At 32.9% G+C, this 24,034-nt stretch carries 19 protein-coding genes and 1 tRNA gene; 18 read left to right on the top strand and 2 right to left on the bottom strand.

The window, feature by feature from the left end; translation table 11 throughout:
- Positions 1-536: 536 nt before the first annotated feature.
- Positions 537-1,679 carry an acyl-CoA dehydrogenase gene (locus tag M0D21_RS22365; RefSeq protein ID WP_248333692.1) on the bottom strand — a complete coding sequence of 381 codons (1,143 nt, stop codon included), beginning with the start codon at positions 1,677-1,679 and terminating at the stop codon, positions 537-539.
- A 450-nt stretch (positions 1,680-2,129) separates the two neighbouring features.
- Between M0D21_RS22365 and M0D21_RS22360 the strand changes: the two genes are divergently transcribed.
- The 8 genes from M0D21_RS22360 to M0D21_RS22325 all read left to right on the top strand — a co-directional run bounded on the left by M0D21_RS22360 (position 2,130) and on the right by M0D21_RS22325 (position 9,556).
- Positions 2,130-3,356 (top strand): Glu/Leu/Phe/Val dehydrogenase dimerization domain-containing protein, encoded by a 1,227-nt coding sequence (locus M0D21_RS22360; protein WP_248333690.1) that lies wholly within the window; start codon positions 2,130-2,132, stop codon positions 3,354-3,356.
- A gap of 29 nt (positions 3,357-3,385) precedes the next feature.
- Positions 3,386-4,912 (top strand): sodium/proton antiporter NhaB, encoded by a 1,527-nt coding sequence (nhaB, locus tag M0D21_RS22355; RefSeq protein WP_248333689.1) that lies wholly within the window; start codon positions 3,386-3,388, stop codon positions 4,910-4,912.
- Between the two features lie 66 nt (positions 4,913-4,978).
- A complete protein-coding gene (locus tag M0D21_RS22350; RefSeq protein WP_394802487.1) occupies positions 4,979-5,680 on the top strand; it encodes a MotA/TolQ/ExbB proton channel family protein in 702 nt (233 codons plus the stop codon).
- Position 5,681: 1 nt separating this feature from the next.
- Entirely contained in the window at positions 5,682-6,074 is a 393-nt protein-coding gene (locus tag M0D21_RS22345; RefSeq protein WP_248333687.1) for an ExbD/TolR family protein, read from the top strand.
- Between the two features lie 2 nt (positions 6,075-6,076).
- Complete coding sequence (locus M0D21_RS22340; RefSeq protein WP_248333685.1) at positions 6,077-6,973, top strand: cell envelope integrity protein TolA; 897 nt, start codon at positions 6,077-6,079, stop codon at positions 6,971-6,973.
- 5 nt (positions 6,974-6,978) lie between these two features.
- Positions 6,979-8,196, top strand: a complete 1,218-nt coding sequence (locus M0D21_RS22335; protein ID WP_248333683.1) for a bifunctional folylpolyglutamate synthase/dihydrofolate synthase — start codon at positions 6,979-6,981, stop codon at positions 8,194-8,196.
- Positions 8,197-8,283: 87 nt separating this feature from the next.
- Positions 8,284-8,358, top strand: a tRNA-Val gene (locus M0D21_RS22330).
- A 436-nt stretch (positions 8,359-8,794) separates the two neighbouring features.
- On the top strand, positions 8,795-9,556 hold the full coding sequence (locus M0D21_RS22325) for a ThiF family adenylyltransferase (RefSeq protein WP_248333682.1): 762 nt from the start codon (positions 8,795-8,797) through the stop codon (positions 9,554-9,556).
- A 144-nt stretch (positions 9,557-9,700) separates the two neighbouring features.
- Here the strand turns inward: M0D21_RS22325 and M0D21_RS22320 are convergent, their stop codons facing one another.
- The gene (locus M0D21_RS22320) at positions 9,701-10,462 is read right to left on the bottom strand and encodes a response regulator transcription factor (RefSeq protein WP_248333680.1); all 762 of its coding nucleotides are present in this window, start codon (positions 10,460-10,462) and stop codon (positions 9,701-9,703) included.
- 281 nt (positions 10,463-10,743) lie between these two features.
- On the opposite strand from M0D21_RS22320, the gene M0D21_RS22315 reads away from it, so the two are divergent.
- The 10 genes from M0D21_RS22315 to M0D21_RS22270 all read left to right on the top strand — a co-directional run bounded on the left by M0D21_RS22315 (position 10,744) and on the right by M0D21_RS22270 (position 23,882).
- A complete protein-coding gene (locus M0D21_RS22315; protein WP_248333678.1) occupies positions 10,744-11,352 on the top strand; it encodes a hypothetical protein in 609 nt (202 codons plus the stop codon).
- Positions 11,353-11,823: 471 nt separating this feature from the next.
- On the top strand, positions 11,824-12,354 hold the full coding sequence (locus M0D21_RS22310; protein ID WP_248333676.1) for a UpxY family transcription antiterminator: 531 nt from the start codon (positions 11,824-11,826) through the stop codon (positions 12,352-12,354).
- 211 nt (positions 12,355-12,565) lie between these two features.
- The gene (locus M0D21_RS22305) at positions 12,566-13,873 is read left to right on the top strand and encodes a TolC family protein (RefSeq protein WP_248333675.1); all 1,308 of its coding nucleotides are present in this window, start codon (positions 12,566-12,568) and stop codon (positions 13,871-13,873) included.
- A 141-nt stretch (positions 13,874-14,014) separates the two neighbouring features.
- Positions 14,015-15,265 carry an efflux RND transporter periplasmic adaptor subunit gene (locus M0D21_RS22300; protein WP_248333674.1) on the top strand — a complete coding sequence of 417 codons (1,251 nt, stop codon included), beginning with the start codon at positions 14,015-14,017 and terminating at the stop codon, positions 15,263-15,265.
- Between the two features lie 54 nt (positions 15,266-15,319).
- A complete protein-coding gene (locus M0D21_RS22295; RefSeq protein ID WP_248333671.1) occupies positions 15,320-16,033 on the top strand; it encodes an ABC transporter ATP-binding protein in 714 nt (237 codons plus the stop codon).
- A gap of 68 nt (positions 16,034-16,101) precedes the next feature.
- Entirely contained in the window at positions 16,102-17,091 is a 990-nt protein-coding gene (sbnA, locus tag M0D21_RS22290; protein WP_248333669.1) for a 2,3-diaminopropionate biosynthesis protein SbnA, read from the top strand.
- A gap of 31 nt (positions 17,092-17,122) precedes the next feature.
- On the top strand, positions 17,123-18,091 hold the full coding sequence (locus tag M0D21_RS22285) for a 2,3-diaminopropionate biosynthesis protein SbnB (RefSeq protein WP_248333666.1): 969 nt from the start codon (positions 17,123-17,125) through the stop codon (positions 18,089-18,091).
- Between the two features lie 207 nt (positions 18,092-18,298).
- A complete protein-coding gene (locus tag M0D21_RS22280; RefSeq protein ID WP_248333665.1) occupies positions 18,299-19,291 on the top strand; it encodes a TauD/TfdA family dioxygenase in 993 nt (330 codons plus the stop codon).
- 226 nt (positions 19,292-19,517) lie between these two features.
- Entirely contained in the window at positions 19,518-21,458 is a 1,941-nt protein-coding gene (locus M0D21_RS22275; protein WP_248333663.1) for a cyclic peptide export ABC transporter, read from the top strand.
- Between the two features lie 33 nt (positions 21,459-21,491).
- Entirely contained in the window at positions 21,492-23,882 is a 2,391-nt protein-coding gene (locus M0D21_RS22270) for an ABC transporter permease (protein WP_248333661.1), read from the top strand.
- The last annotated feature ends 152 nt before the right edge of the window (positions 23,883-24,034 follow it).

Raw genomic sequence — 24,034 nt, 5'->3', positions numbered from 1 at the left:
TATCAAACCAGAACACCGTTGTTTTTTAGGAAATCTTTAAGTGTTAGGTTAATTGTGATGCGCTTATTTAAGTATAAAATAGAATTTAATAACCTTTGTTTTATTGTAAATTTTAGCCAATATGGTAGTTGCTTTTCTGATTTTTTATATTTTTAAAGGAACTAATAACATCATAATTTTAATACCATGAAAAAGCAAAAACGAGCGAAAATTGAACTCAAAAAAATAAGTGTAGTGAGGTTAGATAAAAAGACAACAGGTGCAGTAAAAGGCGGAAGTTTTGTTATCTGCGGTCAGCCTGACACTGGAAGTGTACATACCGGAATAGCGGCTGCGGTTTGTATAGATTAACTGTTTTCCTGGATTAGGATACTTTGAGATCTTAATAAAAGAGAAAAGGTATTTTGACAATTCAAAGTTTCATATTTATTTTAAATACGACCTTTTATAAAAAGAACGTCTATTAACAATAGAATAAAAAAGCCCAAATCATTAATATATGTGATTTGGGCTTTTTGAATAAGCGTTTTAACTAATTAATCTCTAAGAACGCTTCTAGATATAACGATTTTTTGTATTTCACTAGTTCCTTCATAAATCTGAGTGATTTTTGCGTCACGCATTAATCGCTCAACATGATATTCTTTTACAAAACCATTTCCTCCATGGATTTGTACAGCTTCTACAGCAGTTTCCATCGCTACTTCAGAGGCGTATAACTTCGCCATTGCTCCAGAAAGATCATAGCTGTCATGATTATCTTTATCTATAGCTGCTTTGTAAACTAACATTCTCGCTGCTTCAATTTTTGTATGCATATCTGCTAGCTTAAATGCAATAGCTTGGTGATTCATAATTTCTGTGCCAAAAGCTTTTCTTACTTTAGAATATTCCTTGGCAAGTTCATATGCTCCAGCAGCAATACCTAAGGCTTGTGCAGCGATACCTATTCTTCCTCCTGCAAGGGTTTTCATAGCAAATTTGAATCCAAAACCATCTTCTCCAATTCTATTTTCCTTAGGAACTTTTACATCATTAAAAATAAGAGAATGTGTATCACTACCTCTAATTCCTAGTTTATCTTCTTTTGGTCCAATTTCAAAACCTTCCCAACCTTTTTCTACGATAAATGCATTAATTCCTTTATGACCTTTTTCTCTATCAGTTTGTGCAATTACCAAATAATAATCTGCCGAACCTCCATTGGTGATCCAGTTTTTGGTACCGTTAAGCACATAGTGATCACCTTTGTCTATAGCTGTTGTTTTTTGCGAAGTGGCATCACTTCCTGCTTCGGGTTCAGATAAACAAAAAGCACCTATAGATTCACCATTGGTTAATTTAGATAAGTATTTTGCTTTTTGTTCAGGAGATCCAAATTCATCAAGACCCCAACAAACCAAAGAGTTATTAACCGATACTATTACCGAGCAAGAAGCATCAATTTTAGATAATTCTTCCATAACCAAAACATAGGATAGGGTATCCATTCCGCCACCTCCATATTCAGGAGAAGCCATCATGCCTAAAAATCCAAGTTCTCCCATTTTTTTCACTTGTTCAGTAGGGAATTCTTGCTTGTTATCGCGTTCAATTACTCCAGGTAATAATTCTGCCTTTGCAAAATCACGAGCCGCGTCACGTATCATTAACTGCTCTTCAGATAATTTAAAGTCCATATTTGCTTATAATTTACTGTGCGTGCATAACACGCAATTCTTACTTTTCAATGAAAATAAATCGAGATAAGCTCGATAATTTTATTAATTCTACAAATATAGTTGATAATATGATAGTTTTAGTGTTTTTTTTGTTTTTTGATAGTTTCATTTTTTTTCTACAAAAAGTTAGAAATTTAGATGTTATTTTACTTTTGTGTACATGTAGTTTTATTCGTGTCGAATTATGTTTTTTAACAGGATAATTTTACTTTTATTTACCTTTTCACCATATTTAGTTTTTTATATTTGTCAGGTAACAACGATATATGAATTCTGCTTATTTTAATACCTTAAATATATGACTCAGCGCTAACCTCCCTTGGGAGGACATTTTTATCACGTTTTAAAACACCATTGGTGTTGTTTTTTAGAAAAAGAGTTAAAAGTTTGGTAACTGAAAAATATTAAATGAAAGAATTACTTAAGAAATACGAGAATAAAGCGCCTGAGATCATTTTTAATTGGAAAGATTCTGAAACCGATGCAGAAGGTTGGACAGTTATAAACTCACTACGTGGCGGTGCCGCTGGTGGAGGAACGCGAATGCGAGAAGGTTTAGATATGAATGAAGTACTTTCTCTGGCCAAAACTATGGAAGTTAAATTTACAGTTTCAGGCCCTGAAATTGGAGGTGCAAAATCAGGGATTAATTTTGATCCTAATGATCCTAGAAAAAAAGGAGTGCTAAAGCGCTGGTATAAAGCAGTATCTCCTCTGTTAAAAAGTTATTACGGAACTGGAGGGGATTTGAATGTTGATGAAATTCATGAGGTTATTCCTATAACTGAGGAATGTGGAGTATGGCATCCTCAAGAAGGTGTTTTTAATGGTCATTTTCAGCCTACAGAGGCCGATAAAATAAATAGAATCGGACAATTAAGGCAAGGAGTAATCAAAGTTTTGGAGAATACAACCTTTTCACCAGAAGTTTCAAAAAAGTATACTGTAGCTGATATGATAACAGGTTATGGTGTGGCTGAGGCTGTAAGGCACTATTATGAAATCTATGGAGGTGATGTTCAAGGAAAACGTGCAGTGGTTCAAGGTTTCGGAAATGTAGGTTCTGCAGCAGCTTACTATCTTTCTGAAATGGGAGCCAAAGTGGTAGGTATTATTGATCACGCAGGAGGTCTAATCAATGAAAATGGCTTTTCGTTTGAAGAAATTAAAGAGCTTTATTTAAACAAAAAAGGAAATAAACTATATAGCGAAACATTAATTCCTTTTGAGGAATTAAATGAAAAAATATGGTCGCTTCCCACTGAGATTTTCGCACCTTGTGCTGCATCACGATTAATAACTAAAGATCAAATTACGCAAATGATCAATTCGGGTCTTGAAGTGATTTCTTGTGGAGCTAATGTTCCTTTTGCAGATAAGGAAATATTTTTTGGCCCAATCATGGAATTCACAGATGAGCGTGTAAGTCTTATTCCGGACTTTATTTCTAATTGTGGTATGGCAAGAGTATTTTCATACTTTATGGAACGAAAAGTGCAAATGACAGACGAAGCTATTTTTAAGGATACTTCCGAAACAATAAAAAAAGCAATTCAAAACACGTTTGATAATAATCAAACAAAAACCAATATAAGTAAAACAGCATTTGAGATAGCTCTTAAACAGCTGATATAATATATTAATAGTATTAACTGAGCACAATTATGTTAAAGTATTTTCTAGGTAATAGTCCGAAATGGTTCAAAATGGTCATGATCGGATGTTTAATTTTTAATGTTTTCTCTTATTTCATTTTAGGACCAGTCGTTACGGCATGGATATTTATTGCAGAATTTATATTCACTTTGGCTATGGCCTTGAAATGTTACCCCTTGCAATCAGGTGGTATATTAGCGATCGAAGCTTTGGCTTTAGGGCTAACACATCCAATGTATAAACTAGATCATGGTAAAGTTGTATATGACGAGTTAGGTAAAGCTGTAAAAGGAGGTGTTCTTCTTGAAGTTGAACAGAACCTGGAAGTGATTCTTTTATTAGTGTTTATGGTAGCGGGTATTTACTTCATGAAACCTTTACTGATGTATATTTTTAGTAAAGTTTTTACTAAAATAAAATCTAAGATGTTACTCTCGTTATTGTTTGTTTTCTTGGCAGCAGTACTTTCTGCATTTCTTGATGCACTTACGGTGACCGCAGTTTTGATAAGTGTGGCAGTAGGATTCTACGGGGTTTATCATAAAATTCACTCAGGATCTGGAGATTATGATGATAGTGGTGTATTAGACAGGAAAGAACTAAGTGGAGAAACCCTTGAAGAATTTAGAAGCTTTTTGCGTAGTTTGGTAATGCATGGAGTAGTAGGAACAGCTTTGGGTGGGGTATGCACCCTAGTTGGAGAACCACAAAACTTATTGATCGGTGAGCGAATGGGGTGGGATTTTATTCAGTTCTTTCTAAAGATGGCTCCTATTTCTCTACCTGTTCTGGCTGCGGGTATGCTTACAACTGTAGTTTTAGAACTTACAGGCTCATTTGGTTTTGGGGCTAAATTACCAAATGTGGCTAGAAGAATTATTGAAAGTTATACAGATGAGGAAGATGCCAATCGCTCAGACAAATCAAAATATGGATTAATTGTACAAGCTGTATCTGCTATCCTTTTAATTATAGGTTTAGCATTACATCTTGCCCCCGTAGGATTTATAGGTTTGGCTTTAATTATTGTACAAACCGCATTTATGGGTATTACAGAAGAACATCATTTAGGAAAAGCTTTTGAAGAAGCATTGCCATTTACAGGGTTATTAGTAGTTTTCTTTGTTATTGTTGCCATGATACATGATCAACATCTTTTTAGTCCAATTATCGATTGGGCGTTACAATTAGATCCAAAAGATCAACCCTCAATGTTTTATGTAGCTAATGGAGTATTATCGATGATTAGTGATAATGTGTTTGTAGCAACGGTATACATTGGCGAAGTAAAGCAGGCTTTTGATGCAGGAGCAATTACAAGAGAACAGTTTGAGAATTTGGCTGTAGCTATTAATACTGGAACAAATTTACCAAGTGTTGCAACACCTAATGGTCAAGCTGCGTTCTTATTTTTGTTAACTTCGTCCTTAGCACCTCTTATTGGGTTGTCATATACCAAAATGGTTAAAATGGCATTTCCATATACGATTGTGCTAGGAGGAATTGGCTTATTAGGTGTGATATACCTATTATAGAAGAATTTATATACTTAACCTATAGAAATAACGTTAGTATACTAACACTAAATTAACGAAATCGAAATGACATATTTATCTATGCTAGGTGCTTTTGCCCAAAACACCCCAGAAATTGAAACAGCTGCCGAAGAGAAATCGCTATCGATTATGGATCTTCTTTTAAGTGGAGGTACTGGAGCGGTAGTAATTATTGCAATTCTTTTTGTACTGCTTTTTGTGGCAGTTTATATTTATTTTGAGCGATTGTTCGCTATTAAAGCTGCGTCTAAATATGATGAGAGTTTTATGCATCAAATTCGGGACAATGTTGCAAGTGGAAAAATTGAAGCAGCCAAAATTTTATGTGCTCAAACCAATAATCCTGTGGCAAGATTAACCGAAAAAGGAATTTCCAGAATTGGTCATCCTTTAGAAGATATAAATAAAGCGATTGAAAATGCAGGTCGATTAGAAGTATATAAGTTAGAGAAAAACGTAGGAATTCTGGCTACAGTAGCAGGTGCTGCACCTATGATTGGTTTTTTAGGAACAGTAATTGGTATGATTTTGGCATTCCATAATTTGGCGTCAAGTTCTGGTACTGCAGATATGGGAGTTTTGGCAGAAGGTATTTATACGGCTATGACCACTACAGTAGGTGGTTTGGTTGTGGGTATTGTTGCTTACATAGGATATAATCATTTAGTTGTTCGTACCGATAAGGTAATTCATACTATGGAAGCTCAAGCAGTAGATTTTCTAGACTTGTTAAACGAACCTGCTTAATATGAACCTTAGAGGAAGAAATAAAGTAAGTCCTGAGTTTAGCATGTCATCAATGACAGATATTGTTTTTTTGCTATTGGTATTCTTTTTGCTAACCTCTCCTGCAATTACTCCTGAGGCATTAGATTTGGTATTGCCAAAGGCCAAAGGGAAAAGCTCAAACGTGCAGAATGTATCCGTTAGCATTACGAATAAGTTACAATACTATGTAGACGATGAACGAATAAGCCAAAGTAGTTTAGAATCTACATTGCTATCACGTTTGAAAGGACAGAATGAGCCTACCATTATTCTAAGAGCCGAAGAAGGTGTGCCTATTGAAAGGGCTGTTGGAGTAATGGATATTGCAAATAGAAATAAGTTTAAAGTCATATTGGCGGTGAAACCAGATTAAAGATGATAAAACTAGATACAAAACATAAAAGAAAGTCGTTTGTGCTTACATTGTTGTTGCATATAGGGATCATCTTTTTATTGTTTTATCTTAGTTTGAATTATATCGTTCCGGAGGAAGAGGGAGGAATCGCAGTAAATTTTGGAACCACAGTAACAGGTTCGGGTAGAGTACAACCTAACAAACCTATTAAAACAGCTCCTAAGAACACTACAGAAGAGTCTGCTGCAAATGTTCCAGAACCTCAGGAAGAATCGCCAGAAATTCAAGAAAAAGTGGCTACACAGGAACTTGAAGAAGCTCCTGTAATTGCAAAGAAACCAAAGAAGGAAATTAAGAAAAAGGTAGAAAAACCTAAAAAACAGCCTCAAAAGACTTCAGATCAAAAAGTAGTAAAAGAATCTTCAAAGGATAAACCCGTTAAAAAGGTTGAAGAAAAAAAACCTGACCCAAAACCAGATAAATCTACATTAGATATTCTGAATAGCTTTTCTAATGGACCAAAAAATGATGGTAGTGCAAAAGGTGGTGAAGGAAACGATAGATCGCCTGGTGATAAAGGGAACCCTAATGGTGATCCCAATGCAAAATCCTACTACGGAACAGGAAAAGGGTTAGATGGTGACGGAAATTATAGATTAGGAGGAAGAAAAGCCCTTAATAAAGAGAAGTTTGTTCAAGATTGTAACGAATCAGGCATTGTTGTTGTAAAAATTGAAGTGAATCAAAGCGGAAGAGTAATTCGAGCTACTCCCGGAATGAAAGGTACTACCAATAGTGCTTCCTGCTTAATGGAACCAGCAAAAAGAGCTGCAATGGCCACAAAATTTAACAATGATCCTAAAGCTCCGGTAAAGCAAGTTGGAACAATTATTTATCAGTTTAAATTATCTGAATAGGTATTATGGATTATAGGGAAACCCTAGATTGGATGTTTGTTCAATTACCAATGTACCAACGACAGGGAGCTAGTGCTTATAAGGTAGATTTAGGTAATACTATTAGATTAGCATCTTATCTAGACGATCCACAAAATAACTTCAAGAGTATTCATGTAGGAGGAACCAACGGCAAAGGGTCTACAAGCCATATGTTGGCCTCTATTTTGCAAGAAGCAGGGTACAAAGTGGGATTATATACTTCGCCACATTTAAAAGATTTCAGAGAACGAATTCGAATAAATGGAGAGATGATCTCCAAAGAGCATGTGGTAGACTTTATACAAAAACACAAATCTTATTTCGAAAAAGAACAATTGTCTTTTTTTGAAATGACTGTAGGTATGGCGTTTCATTATTTTTCTGAATCCAAAGTTGATATCGCAGTGATTGAAGTAGGTCTAGGAGGAAGATTAGATTCTACAAATATCATAACCCCCGAAATTTCTGTAATCACAAATATAGGTTTAGATCATACACGTTTTCTAGGAAATACCATGGTTAAAATTGCGGGCGAGAAAGCCGGTATTATTAAGAATGGGGTACCTGTAGTTATAGGAAGGTCGAACAGGGAGACAAGAGGAGTTTTTGAGGAAAAGGCAAAGGAATGCAGAAGCGAGCTTTATTTTGCCGAAGAATCAGAGGTAGAAGTATACGAATCAGATCTAATAGGAGATTATCAAAAAGAGAATATGAGAACGGTTTTACAAACAGTATCAATTCTCGTAGAGAAAGGATGGAAAATTGATCATGAGGATGTAAAAAAAGGCCTTTTAGCTGTTACCGCGAATACTGGATTGCTAGGTCGATGGCAGATTCTTAAGAAGCAACCCAAAGTAATTTGTGATACAGCTCATAATGTTGATGGTTTGCAACGAGTATTACATCAATTACTTCAGGAAAGATATGAACATCTTCATATAGTTTTGGGAATGGTTAATGATAAGGAGATCGATGAAATTTTATCATTATTCCCGAAACAAGCAAGATATTATTTTACAAAACCAGATATCCCAAGAGGGTTAGATCAGAAAGAATTAAAAAAAACAGCAAAAAAATATAATTTATTTGGAGAAGAATTTGAGGAAGTAGATAAGGCGTATCAATCTGCATTACAGTATGCTACAAAACAAGATGTAATTTATGTGGGCGGAAGTACTTTTGTAGTTGCAGAAATAATTTAATTTTTCTTTGAAATTCTTTTGGTAGACTATAAAACTGTGTTATATTTGCATCCGCAATCAGGAACAAGGATTGTTAAAAAACATAAAGGGCGCGTAGCTCAGTTGGTTCAGAGCACTTGGTTTACACCCAAGGGGTCAGGGGTTCGAATCCCTTCGCGCCCACAGAATTGAAACCCGATGATTTATCATCGGGTTTTTTTATTTGTAAATATATTTACAAGCTTTTTTGTTATGGTTCGTTGTATAATATCTAAGACCGAAAAAGCATTGATATATTTACTTTTTTCAATATATATCTTCAAAATTCATTTTTAGTATAACTACCCTTGGGTGTAGCATAATAGTAGATATTGTCCCTTACATTTGACCTATAAGAATAGTAAAAAGGGGGTTGAAGCCTTGGGTAATGTAGATAAGAAAAACCAAAATAATCAACAATAACTATTCTTAACAGTAATCATATTCTGTAAAACAAAACTCATGTGACTGGGATTGGCGAAGCCATACATGGAATTGGTTAAGACATACTGGAATATGCAAAAAGGGTAAAAGATCTTAAAATAATTTAAAGTGAATTTAGAAGTAAAATTTAATCCCCATGAATGAAAGACATACTCGAAATAGAATTTATGTAAGTGAAGAGGAACAGGAATTAGTTAAAAACTTTCCAATTCTATTGGCAGGAAGTGGTATTGGAAGTGTAATAGCAGAATGTGCTCTTCGTTTCGGTTTTGAAAATATTACAATCATAGATGGTGATCTAGTTGAAGCATCTAATTTAAATAGGCAAAACTACACCGAGGAGGATATTGATACGAATAAAGTTGATGCTATTGCTAAAAGACTATTGTCTATTAATAGCAAAGCCAATATTAAATGTTTGGATCTTTTTCTTACTCTAGAAAATGTAAGTGAACATATAAAAGGGCATAAGGCAGCAATCAATGCTTTAGATTTTTCTTCTCCGGTACCGTTAATATTTGATACAACATGTCAAAAATTAGAGATACCTGTTTTACATCCTTATAATATTGGATGGGGTAGTTTGGTAACAGTAATAGCTAAAGACGGTTTGACATTAGATACACTAACTAAACCTGAAGAAGAGTTTAATGAAGTCAATGTCGTTAAATATGCCTCTAGTTATTTGAGGTTTTGGGGAAATCCGCAACAATGGATTGATGGTGTTGTCGAAAAATATATAGCAGAAGAAGAGGTTTTACCTCCTCCACAATTATCAATAGCATCTTGGTCTGTAGCATCAATGTGTACTCACTTGCTATTTAATATAGCTACAGGCAAAAAGTTTAAGCAGTTTCCTGAGTTCTACCTGTCGAAAATAATCGATGACAACCTATAACTAATATAGTGCGATATACCATTTTAATTTCGTTCACAACTTTATAAGTATAAAATAATACCGAGCGTATTATGAATAAACAACATTGATTATTGCTTTTAATAAGGAACAATAATCAATGTTGACACGGTTTTATCTTAGTTTTTAGACCAAAATATTATTATTTGTTGCATACGCAATAGCTTCAGAAATATTGGCTACACCCAACTTTGAAAAAAGTTTTCTTCTATGAAACTTTACGGTATCAGGAGATACAAAAATAGTTTCAGCAATTTCTCCGATTGTATATCCGCGAATCGAAAATTGCAGAATTTCTTTTTCCCTATTCGATAATGTAATTTTTTCAGTTGTTTTCCAAAAATCTCCGTCGAGATCATATTTGTAGATTTTGTTATCTCCTTTCTTGTATATCTTAATATTCCCAGAACTTTTTTCTGAGGAAAGTGATATTATACAAATAGCTTTCCAGATTTTTCCGTTTTGTGTTAAGTAAACCGGAGTGAGTTTTTGATTGATAAGAATAATTTTGCCATTAGGGTTTTTTAAATGGAAATCATAGGTAATGGTATGATATATTCTTTGTTCAACAGGAATGTTTTCATAAAAATCAAAGCCAATAGTATTAATTTTAAGAAGCAAATCAAGATCACCTTGAGTAACATATTTAAAATAGAAAGCATATCCTAGTTGCTGAACTTCTTCGGCGGTATGCCCACACAAAAATAACGGGTTCTCTGAAACATACTCAAACCCTTTTTTTTCATAATCTATAACATATATACTCTGATATGTTGTTCTTGCGAAGGCTTTTATCGCCTCCAAGTAATACATTGCTTGATCTTTTTCGTTTTCCGAGATATTTCTGACTGTATTTCTCGAAGAAAAAAAATCGTTTTCACTGACCATACGTAATCTAAGTTGGTTTAATGTTTTGTTAAAAATACATCTTTTTTTTTAAAAGGAATAAGTGGGTTTTGAATCACCAAACCATATGGTTTCTTTAAGTTTTTTTTAACAATTGTATAAAAGGGTGGTTTTGGCAACTACACTTTAGTGTGGTAGTTAAATTTTAAGGTGGTATATGCCCCTACCCTTTAGTGTGGTTTTTTATTAAGTAGTTGGTAACTAGCCTTTTGTGTAGTGGTTTCAGCTGTGTGCTGAAATAATTTTAGGTAAAACTAAAAATCATGACACACACAGTAAATCACTTAAACGAGGCTAAACAAAACGAACTTTTTAACATGTCAAAATTCGTAGTAATGGAGAATTTTAAACACCATACTAACGAGACAATGACTCAGGATTACAATGAAGATATAGCTTCTATTTATAAAGAAGAGATGGAATACTTATCAAATTCCCAAATCTCTACGGTAAAAAATGAAGATGGAGAGATAACTGGTACCATAAGAGTTTTAAAATGGGATTATGTTACGCCGTTACCAATTCAAAAGATGTTTAACATTAATCCCTTGCTATGTACCAATGGTAATCCTATAAATGAAATATTCCATATTGGACGTTTTGCCATTAAAAAGGAAGCTAGTGATATCAATTTGCTTAAAAAATTAATGGCCTTTGCAATCAAACCTATTTGTGAGCATAAGGATAATATAGGGTTTGCAGAATGCGATGCCAAATTACTTCGAGTGATGAGACTTATGGGGATTAAGGCAAAGGTAGTTGGAGAATCTATAGAATATTTAGGTTCTGAAACCATTCCTGTAAGCCTACCTTATAATGGATTGATAGATTTTTACAACGAGAATAAACATTTAATTGATTCTGAAGATTAAATATTACGAATGAAAAGCTAGCAAACTACACAATAGGGTAGTATTCTTCTGGAATACAGACAACTACCCCCAAGTGTAGCAGAATGAGAGAAATTCGATCTTAAATTTGAGTAAATAATGATAGTAATATATCTGAGTTCATTGATTTAGAATTTAAAATGTTTAAAAAAGCTTTTGCAGAGAAAAGCTAAGATATAGATGATTATATATGCATTTATAATTAGTTTTTATCTAAGATTGAATCAAGGTAGAAAAAGCCTTTGGTGGTAATCTAAAGCTTTAGATGAGCATGCTACTAGTTATGTAGTAATCTAAATAATAATCGAAATTATAATCATTATCTGATGCCTAACCTAAGCACCTTTAACAGGTAGAATAGGTAGAAAACACCCCAATATTATTTTTTATGCTAGAGAGCCCATGTGACTGGGAGTGGCGAAGCCGTATCTAATAACTAAAAATTGTAAAATTATGAAGAGCAGTAATGGTTGGCATGTCGTTTATGTAAAGTTTAGACATGAAGAAAAAGTAAATGATGAGTTGGAGAAATTAGGGGTAGAATCTTTTCTTCCCATGACTTCAACAATTAAACAATGGAGTGATAGAAAAAAGAAAGTATATACTCCTTTATTTCCAAGTTATGTATTTGTAAATATACAGTCCAAATTAGATTTTCATAAGGTATCTTCTTTAGATTCTGCATGTTCTTTCGTTCGATTTGGAAACGAGTATGGACGTGTTTCCGAAGAAGAAATTAATCAAATAAAATTGATGGTTGAAACCGAAGGAGTAACAGAAGTTCAAGCCAATACAGAACTTCCAAGTATTGGAGACAAACTTAAAATTGAGCAAGGAGACTTATCGGGTCTCGAATGTGAGGTATATAGAGTTGATAATAATCATAGAATAAGTGTTTGGATTAAATCTTTACGTCAAAATATATCAGCTACTGTACCCGCTTATTATTTTCAAAAGAACAATACCAATTATGTCTATCACTAAATGTGATATGGTGTAATCGCAATGTAAAAGTTAAATGATCAAACTGAGAATAAGTGATTACTGATTTGGGAATAAAACTATTTCCAAAGCAATTTACCTAGAACAAAAGTAGATCAACAATAAAAACACATCCAATATAAAATCCATGTTTCCTACTATAAAAAACTTGAAAGTTAATTTTCAGATTATAATTCTCATGATTGTGTTATCAATGTCACAAACTATAATCTCCCAAAAGACTTGGACTTTAGACGATTGTATTGCATATGCATTAGAACATAATCTTCAGCTCAATGACTTTGAGTTTAATACAGAATCGAGTTATGAAACTTACAAACAATCAAAAAGAAGTTTATTGCCTTCTATAGTCTTTAAGTCAGATTATGGTATAAGATTCGGAAGATCTGTAGATCCTAATGATAATAGTATTTCGAATACTGAGTTTTTTGCAAATACGTATTCTATTGAAGGTTCTATAGATTTATTTCAGAGTTTTCAGAAATTGAATGCTATAAAAGCTTCTCGATTTATTCATAATGCAACCCAAGAGGAAACCTTACAGCAAAAGTATTTATTGGCTTTTAGGGTGATGCAGGCATTTTATGATATTCAATTTTTTAAGGGAGCTTTGAAAATTGCAAATGAACAAGAAGGAATATCACAATCCAATTATAAACTTATCAAAAAACAAGTAGAACTCGGACTCATGGCAGGGGCAGATCTGTATGAGGCGGAGTCTATACTTCTATCAGATAAATTAGGAGTAACTCAAGCAAACAATCAACTAGTTGCTGCTAAAATAGCCCTAATGCAAGAAATGAATATTAAAGGGCTAAATGATATCCTTCTACAAGATGAAATTATCAATGTAACACAAACTTCAGAAACTTCTAAAATACAGTCAGATTCAGTATATGTAGAGGCCAAGAAATTTATTCCGATTATCAAAGCAGGAGAGTTAAGAGTAAAAGGAGCTCAAAAGCAATTAGCCATAGAGCGAGGGAAGTTATACCCTTCACTATCATTATTCGGACAATATGGGACGGGATACTTTGAAACAATCGTAGATAACGCGGGAGAAGTAGTTTCTTTTAAGGATCAATTTAGTGATAATGCATTTCAAGTAGTTGGACTATCTCTAAACATTCCAATAACTGATGGTTGGTCTGGAAGATCAAGGTTAAAACAACAAAAAATAGCTGTTTTGAGAGCCAAAAACGATTTAGCAACACAAGAACAGCAATTATATCAAACCATTCAAGATTTGGTACAAGAATACTATGCCTTGCATGCTGAATATAAACAAACTTCTAAAAATATTGAAGTCCAAAATTTGGCCTTCGACATTGCACAAAAGCGATATGAAAAAGGAATTATTAATGCAATCGAGCTCTTTACTGCCAAAAGTCTTTTGGCGACTGCTCAAAATCAGAATCTTCAAGTGAAACTAAAGATAGATGTGAATCAAAGTACTCTAGACTTTTACAGAGGTCTTCCAGTTTTTGATATTGAAAACTAACCTAGCCCAAGGAAAAGTATACAGATCATACGATACCCGCAATTGCTGTCAAATTTAAATAACAATTTATCATTTGACCAATGTGAGTCATCGTTTTAAAGGACCAAATAAAATTAAATAACAAATTAAGACGAAACAGAAATGGACATTCAAATTGAAAAGAAAAAAGGATTGCTACCTAAGCACTACGGTTACATTGCTTTGACCTTAATCATCCTTGTTGCAGGCTATCAATTGGTTTTTGCATCTAATCTATCAACGTATAGAACCGAGAAAGATAAGTTAGCACTAGCAGATGTTACTCAAGGTAAATTTGACGATTATATTACAATTAATGGAAACGTTGCACCAATTTCTACCATTTTTATGGATGCTTATGAAGGGGGTAGGGTTAGTGAAAAGTTAATTGAGGAAGGAGCTACTGTGAAAAAGGGAGACATTATTCTAAAATTAGAGAATATGAATCTTTATGAGCAAATTTTAGCTAGTGAGAGTAACCTTGCATTGAAACAAAATGATCTTCGTTCTACAAAATTAACTTTTGATGCTCGACAGGTGGATGGAAGAAGATCATTAGCTACCGCAAGTACAGATCTTCAAAGACTTAAAAGAAATTTTGAGCAAAACCAAGAATTGTATAATGAAGAATTGATCTCTAAAGAAGATTTTTTGATTTCAAAAGAAAATTATGAATTGGCTCTAAAACAATTCAATATCATCAAACTACAAACAGATAGAGATGAAAACTTTAGAAAAACAACTATTGGAGAGTTAAGCACTGATTTAAACAGAATGCAAAAAACATTAGGTATGGTATATCAACGTTTAGATCACCTTAATGTAAGAGCTCCGGCCGATGGGCAGCTTGGTTTTTTAGATGCTGAAATTGGACAAAATATATCTTCAGGACAACGTATTGGTCAAATCAATGTACTCACAGATTATAAAATTGAAGCCACAATTGATGAACACTATATAGATAGAGTACAATCAGATTTAACTGCGATTTTGGAACGTAACGGAAAGAATTTTGCTCTACGGTTAAGAAAGGTGTACCCCGAGGTACGAAATGGAAAATTTAAGGTTGATTTTGTATTTACCGATGATAAACCTGAGACCATTCGAACAGGGCAAAGTTATAACATTAAGTTACAATTAGGAGAATCTTCAGAGGCTACGTTGGTGCCAAAAGGTGGCTTTTTTCAGAGTACGGGAGGACAGTGGATTTTTGTAGTAGATCCAGATGGAGAAGAAGCTATACGCCGCGAGATTAGAATAGGTAAGCAAAATTCAAAATATTATGAAATTCTTGAAGGTTTGCAAATTGGAGAAAGAGTAATAACAAGTAATTATGACAGATTTGGAGATTCAGAAAGAATAGTTCTGAAGTAAACCATTTTAAATCAAAAGTTATACAAAGTAAATAATATTTAAAAATCGTTAGACATGATTAAAATAGAAAATTTAAATAAAAGATTTAGAACTGACGCTGTTGAAACATTGGCTCTTAACAATGTTAGTTTTGAAGTTGGAAAAGGGCAGTTTACTGCGATAATGGGGCCTTCTGGTTGTGGTAAATCTACACTGCTTAATGTGATCGGAATGCTAGACGGTTCTTCTGAAGGGAGTTATAAATTCAATGGCGAAGAAGTAAGTGGTAGTAGTGAAAAGCAATATGCAGAATTAAGAAAAAGTAATATCGGATTTGTCTTTCAAAAATTTAATCTGATTGATGAACTTACTGTAGAAGAAAATGTTGAATTACCTCTAATCTATCTCAAAATAGATAAAAAAGAAAGAAAATCTAGAGTAGAAGAAGTTCTAAAGAGAATGAAAATAGATCATAGAGCAAAACACTTCCCCAAACAACTATCTGGCGGACAGCAGCAAAGAGTTGCTATATCCAGGGCCGTTGTAACCAATCCAAAATTGATTTTGGCCGATGAGCCTACAGGAAATTTAGATTCAAAAAATGGAATAGAGGTGATGAATTTATTGAGTGAACTTAATAAAGAAGGAACTACCATTATTATGGTAACACATTCTGATCGAGATGCCAAATATGCTGATAGAGTTATTCATCTTTTTGATGGGCAAATCGTAGCCGAAGATTTTGCAAAAACTAAGCAAGAAGAAGAGCATATTGCAGTAGCTGTTTAACTTTTAGGTTTAATAAAAGTTACATTTCTTTTAATCAATAAACGACTTAATACTAAAGTACTATAATCATGGTAAATAATATATTAAATAAAGTTGGAAATACTCCAGTGGTTTCACTTCCGATTATTGGGAAACCAAATTTGAATGTTTTTGCAAAATTAGAATTCTACAACCCTACAGGAAGTGTAAAAGATAGAGCAGCTTGTTATATTATAAGTCGTTTACTCAATGATGGTACGATTAATAAGGATACAACACTTATAGAATCGTCTTCTGGTAATTTTGGAGTAGCTCTTTCTGCATATGCAAAACTTAATGGGTTAAAGTTTATTTGTGTAATTGATAAAACGACACTTCCGGTTAATGAAATGCTAATTCGTTTGCAAGGAGCAGAAGTCATTCGCATAACAAAACCTGATAACAATGGAGGTTACCTTATTAACAGGATTAAGAAGGTAAAAGAAATAGTTCAAAAAACTGAGAATATTTACTGGATTAATCAATATGCAAACCCTCTTAATGCCAGAGCTTATTATAATTCGTTAGGAATTGAAATTTGTTTAGAGGCACCCAGACAAAAAGTTGATTATTTGTTTATGGGAATAAGTTCGGGAGGAACCATTACAGGAGTATCTCAAAGAGTAAAAGAAAATTATCCTAATGCCAAAATTATAGCTGTAGATGTAGACGGATCGATTATTTTCGGAGGTAAAGCCCACAAACGTTTTATACCCGGAATAGGTTCAAGTATAAGACCTGACATACTTAAACATGCCAAAATAGATGATGTTATTTCTGTAAATGAAGACGAAACCATTGATGCTTGTCGAGAACTGTTAGAAAGACATAACTTATATGCAGGAGGTTCTTCGGGATCGGTATATGCAGGAATTAAAAAATACTTCAGGAGAAATAATGTTGAATCACAAGTTAATATCATGTGTGTATTTGCAGATAGTGGTGAAAGATATATTACAACAGTGTATAACGATCAATGGGGAGATATGGTTAGAGAATATAACCTGAAACGTCAATATTCTGAGGCAATTGCAGTATAAATATAAATTGATATCGATAAAAAAACTAAAAATGATATACCTAGGAGATAAAAATATTAAAGAAATAAATCTCGATTGGCATAAAAATGTTCAAGCCATCGAAACGGCTACAGAATGTATAGATGCCAACGATATAGCGCAACCAATAAAACCTTATTTAAGATACAGAGATCTTAAAAATAGGATTATTGCAATGCCAGCATTTGTAGGAGGACAAATTAATAGATCTGGTATTAAATGGATTGCCAGTTTTCCAGAAAATACTAAAAAAGGAATGGCTCGGGCACATAGCGTTATTATATTAAATGATACAGAAACCGGACAACCGGTAAGTGTAATAAATAGTGGTTCAATATCTGCTATTCGTACCGCTTCGGTAAGTGGGTTGATGATAAAAAAATTCCTTGAATTAGGTAGACATGAAAAAGTAAAAGTAGGAATTGTTGGTTTTGGACCTATAGGACAATACCATTTAGACATGTGTAATAATATTCTGGGAAGTAAGATTGAAGAGGTATTTCTATATGATTTGAAAAGTATTGAAGAAGAAAAAATCTCTAAAACTCTTCGAGATAAGGTAACAATCACTGAAAGCTGGGAGCAAGCGTACCGTGATGCAGATATCTTTATTACTTGTACCGTATCAAAAGAGCCTTACATAAATATTGAACCAAAGAAATCATCTCTCCATTTAAATGTTTCTTTAAGGGATTATAAAACAGATGTATACCCTTGGTTTTCAGGAGCCATTATTGTAGACGATTGGAATGAGGTTTGTAGAGAAAAAACCGATATAGAAATGTTTCACTTAAAAAATGGTTTGACAGAAGAAGGGGTGAAACCAATTCAAGATGTATTAAAAGGGTATCTACAAACTTTAGACAAGGACCAACCAATAATGTTTAACCCTATGGGAATGGCAGTATTCGATATGGCTATAGCTGGACATTATTTAAACCTAGCAAAAGAAACGAATATGGGCGTTTCGTTAGAAGCTTAACCTTGACATGAATTAAAGACTTATTTACTTCCTTTTTATTCTTCCATCTTTAAAAGATGTCTTTCGAAATAGCAGAAACCTTAAGATATTCTTTTGATCTAGGAATCCAAATACAGTACTAAACAGATATTAACTAAATAAGATTCTATAAAATCTTAAGGTATCTCGTACGCTTTTTTGAAATGAAAAATAATTAAAATTTAAAATATGGAAACTCTTACCACACTAAAAACAAACAATAATATCTATTTAGGAGAGGATGTGGTTACACAAGCCTCTTCGAAAAAGAATCCATTTATAATTACTCCAAATAATATTATAAATGTCTTAGAATGGGCCGAAACTCATAAGGATCAATTAAATGAATTGTTACTTGAGCATGGAGCAATATTGTTGAGAGGTTTTGAAATTAACGGAGCAGAAAACTTTAACAAGTTGTTTTCTATTCTTTCAGGAGAGGCAATGGAATATAAAAATAGAACATCTCCTAGAGATAAAGTTTATAGTAATGTTTATACTTCGACAAGTCACCCTAAAGATCAAACTATTCATATGCATACCGAAAACTCATACTCTAATGTATATAATAGAATCATAGCATTTTATTCTTTGGTTCCTGCACCTGTAGGAGGAGAAACGCCAATTGCTGATGAGAGAAAATTATTAGCAAGCTTAAAAGAAGAAACTAAAGCAAAATTTAGAGAAAAAGGGGTACAATATGTTAGAAATAGTATGCCAGGAATAGGATTGAGTTGGGAGACTATTTATCAAACTGAAAATAAAGATGAAGTTGCAACTATTTTGAAATCTTTTGGTCATGAGTTTTCATGGATTAATGAAGACCATTTAAGAATAAAATGGACTCTACCAGCTACCCAATTACATCCCATTACTAATGAAGAAATGTGGTTTAATCACATGTATTTTGGGCTTAAATATTTATACGACCCGGCTGTAGTAGAATATTTTGAAGAAGAAAATCTACCTTTTGTTACTTACTATGGTGACGGTACAGAAATTGAACCTGAAGTAGTGCAAGAATTTGTAGACTTCTATAAAGAAAACTCTATTGTTTTTACCTGGCAAAAGGATGATTTCTTGTTACTTGATAATATGATGTATTCTCATGGTAGAAGACCATTCGAAGGAGAAAGAACTACATTAACCGCAATGGGACAGCCACAAACGATGAAATTATAAAAAATTATTAGTAATCAACTTTTAGGTTAATAATATCCTCTAACTGTTTATTGAATTTTTTGATTTTTTCTTGCATAAGAAAGATGCTCTTTTACATCCTGAAAAAAGCTAACAAAAACATCATTTTATACTGAGATGATATCGAAATAGTTGATACAATTGGCCAGTTTACAGAAGTAGAAAATATAACAACAAATAAAACGTAAAACTCAAATAAATTAATGAAATGGAAAGTATAGCAAATAAATTATATATAGCTAACGGTGTTATGCTATTTCTTGGATTACTGTATCTCGGAATAGCCCTGTATCAGCTAACCAAGAAAAAAAGAAAATTCAATTTTTCTTCAAGTAGAATTATTAATTATTTATTGGGGTTTTTAGTATTGATTCCTGTCATTGCATCCTTTTATTACTTCCCAGTAGCATTTTATGATCAAGATTTTTGGTCTAAAACAGGTATTGAATATCTAAAATTGCATGAAGCATTGCGATTTTCTGCAGCAGGAATTTTAAGTTTTTATGCAATAACTCGTGCAACTATTTTCCTACGTCATCAAGACGAGTATTTTAATGTAGTGCCAAAATTACTGTTTTTGAGTCTTTTTCCTGGTTTAGCCAGTGCATTGAACGTAATGATCATAAATAAATTTATCACAGATGATGTTGGAGCCAATTACCTTTTGTTCTTTTTCGCCGTTACTACATTTGTTTATATCGTCACAGTTAGAATCTGTAAAAGAGAAACAGCAAGTCTTGGAATTTCTATAGCACATAGATTTAATATGCTTGTGGTACGTAAGATGTTTAAAATACCATTTGCAAAATATGAAAAAATAAAAAGTGGAAAAATATACACTATACTTAATGATGACATCAACTCTATATATTTCTTTTCTCAAAATGTAGTTAATATCTATACTACCATGATAACTACTGCGTTGGTTCTACTTTATATGTTCACCTTGAATGTTGTGAGTTCATTAATGCTATTAGGAGTCACTGGTTTAATTTTAGGTTTAATGATTTTGATGTCTGGTCCTCTAAAAAGAACTGGTCATAGCGCGAGAGCTAAGAGAGAACGATATACAAACTTAATATCCGGATTAATTAATGGTTTTAAGGAATTAATACTTCATCAAGTTAAAAGAGATCGGTTTCAAGAAGACATAGAAAATTCTAGTAAGATTTCATATGAAGGTAGCAAATCCAACATTAATCTAGGTATCGATGCATCTTTATTTTCAGAATTATCATTTACTATTGCTGTAGGCGTTTCGTGTTTATTATTCCCTTTAGTTTTTAATTTTGATAAGGAAGTTACTACTGCATATGTAATAGCCGTTTTGTTTTTGTGGGGACCCGTTGGAGCTTTGATTAATGGAGTACCACAAATAATTAATGTACAAGTGTCCTGGAAAAGAATCAAATCTTTTATTAAAGATGCAGATGTAGAAGATCAGGAAAGTAATGCTCATAGTAGATCTGCCGAAATAAGAAATGTTGAAAAAATCACAGTTAAAGATGTGTGTTTTGACTATAAAAACGAAGGAGAAAGTATCTCATATGGTATAGGTCCTATTGATTTTGAAGCTCAGAAAGGAGAATTGATTTTTATAGTTGGAGGGAATGGAAGCGGAAAAACAACATTTTTGAAAATACTTATTGGATTATACCAACCAGATTCAGGTAATATTTTGATCAACGATAGAAAAGTTAGCAATAAGGAATTAAGTGAGTGTTTTTCTGTGATATACAGTGATTTTTACTTATTCAAAAAACTATATGATATAAAAGAAGAAAGACTGGGTCAAGTATACGAATGGTTAGAAACGCTGCAATTATCGGGTAAGGTTACCATCGAAAATGGAGTTTTCAGCACTATTGATTTATCAAAGGGACAACGAAAAAGACTTGCCATTTTGAAGTCATATTTAGAAGATCGACCTGTTTACTTTTTTGATGAGGTTGCTGCAGATTTAGATCCTGCATTTAGAGATTTCTTTTACAATGAGTTACTGGTAAAAATGAGAGAAGAGGGAAAAATACTGATTATTATTTCTCATGATGACAAATATTTTGATCTGGCTGATAACATTTACAAAATGGAAATGGGAAAAATCTCCCTAAAATCAAAAGAAATACTGGCATTGTCAGAACAGTATTAATTAGTAGATATAATTGATTAAAAAAACAGAATCATGTTAAAACTTAATTTTTTACTGGTAATTAGACAGCTTAAGAAAGATAAAAAATCTTTTCTTATTAATGTCCTAGGATCATCGATTGGTCTAACCGCTATTGTTTTAATGGCACTTTACATTAATTACGAGGATAATTACGACTCATTTAATGAAAATAAGGATAGGTTATTTCGAGTTGAACGTATCGTTGATGACAAAATCCAAAGTCAGCTTTTTGATTCAGCTCCCTACGAATTAGCAGGTGAATTGAAAAATAAATTTCCTGAAATAACTAATGCATCAAGTGCAAGAACCACTAGCAATTACCTTTCTATTGGAGACGAGTTATATCCTCAGGAAAAGGGATTGGTTGTAGATCAAGCTTTTTTAAACATGCTTAGTTTTAACTTTATCAATGGAGATAAGAATAATGCGTTAAAACGCCCGATGAGTATTGTATTATCTTCTTCACTAGCTAATAAGCTGTTTCCAAATGGAGATGGAATTGGTAAACCTGTTAGAGTAAATAAAAAGTCATATTTAACGGTGACAGGTGTTTTCGAAGATTATCCTAAAAACTCTCACCTTAGCATGGAGTATATGATTTCTTTTAATTCTTATGAAGGACTTTATGGAATTAAAGAAACTAAAGGGTGGGATACCAATTATTCAGGGACCTATATATTGGTTGATGGTAAGGCAAAACAAGATATTCTTTCTTCTAAAATGAAAAATTTCCTTACGAATTATGTCAAGTTTAATGATGGAACGAAACAAACTTTAAGCCTTCGTCCGGTTACCGATGTATATTTAAAGACATTAAGTGTTAGAAACAGCGTAATGGGAGGAATAAGAAATAATGTTATTGTTATATATTTATTCGTGATAGTTGCATTTTTTACGGCTTTCGTTACTTCGGTAAACTATATCAACCTAACTACGACTCAACTAATTAATAGAGAGTTAGAGATTGGAATGAAAAAGGTTTTGGGTATATCCAAAACGCAATTGAGATACCAATTTGTTGCAGAATCTTTAATTATGGTGTTTAGTGTAATTCTTATTTCTACTGTCTTTTTACTTTTAATTTTACCTCTATTTAGTTCAATAGTGGACAGAGATTTGTCTTTGGCGTTTACTGGAAGCAGTTGGTTTTTTCTAAAGATATTTATAGGAAGTATTGTGTTCGGATTTTTAGGAGGATTGTACCCTGTGTTTTACCTAGCGTCATTAAAAATCACCTCTTTTCTTCAAGGAAATACCTCTATAAAAAGACGTAATTATTTAAGAAAAGGATTAGTTCTTTTTCAATTATTTATTACCATTCCTTTAATATTTCTGTCGATTTATACCATATCTCAAATTAAGTTTCTAAATGAAAAAGATGTAGGTTTTGAGAAGGAAAATTTGTTATTAGCTTGGGTTGAGGTGCCTGAGATGCAAGATCAGGAACAGTTGCAAGTATTAAAAAATACGCTACTCAGAAATCCAAATGTACTTAGTTATTCCATATCTGAAGCGGCTCCTTTCTTTGCTTCTGGAGAAGAAGTAAATGTAAATTGGGAAGGAAGTGATTCAAATGACAAAATCCGATTAACATCCTACGGAGTTGATTACGATTTTGTGAATACTTTTGAGATGTCGTTGAAAAAAGGAAGGTGGTTTTCAAAAGATTTTTCAACAGATAATATAAGCGGCTGCATTATTAATGAAACAGCAGCATCTATGTTAGGATGGAAAGATCCAATCGGGAAAACTATAGATAACGGAAGATTAAAAGTTGTTGGGGTTGTTAAAGATTTTAATCAGTTCTCGTTATTTCAGGAGATACCTCCTATGATGTTAACCATGAATACAGAGAATATGAAGTATGCTGCCGTAAGTGTAAAAGTTAATGCTAATGGCAGAACGGAAACAAGGAGAGCTATAAATTCGGTATTCAATTCAACGTTTAGAGAAACACCTATAGAATTTCAATTTCTAGATGAAGGTTTTGACGAAGGTTTTATGACAGCTCTAGAAAATGTAATGAAGATATTCATCCTTTTTTCTGTAATATCAGTCGTTTTAGTAATAATTGGGTTGTTTAGTTTGATTTCGTTTTCATTAAAAATGCAAAAGAAAATGATCGCTATTCGTAAGATATTAGGAGCTAGCACAAAAGGTTTGTTCATGTTTATTTTAAAGGAGTATATTGTCTTATATGGTATTGCAATGATTCTAAGCCTTATTTTAACATACTTTGCGATTCAACAAATTTCTCAAACATTTGCATACAGCGTAGAAGTTGGTCCTTTAGATTATTTAAACGTGATATGTATAACTCTTTTTATAGTATTAGCCACAATAAGTGGTAAAATATGGTCAGCTTCAGTCGATAACCCTATTAATGCTATTAATCATGAATAAAGTACTGCTGCCTAAGCAACATAGCTTTATATTTTTCTAGACCTTTTTAACAAAAAGAAGATTTTAAATTTTCTCTGAATAGGTGAAACAAATCTAGTATACACCAATTGCAGAGAACACTTTTCTCGTGTACTAAAGTATACGGGTATAGA

Origin of the sequence: Aquimarina acroporae (assembly GCF_023195925.1) — a bacterium.
Taxonomy (GTDB): Bacteria; Bacteroidota; Bacteroidia; order Flavobacteriales; family Flavobacteriaceae; genus Aquimarina; species Aquimarina acroporae.
Note: the sequence above shows the minus strand (reverse complement) of the source record. Positions and strands in the feature narration are given on the sequence as shown.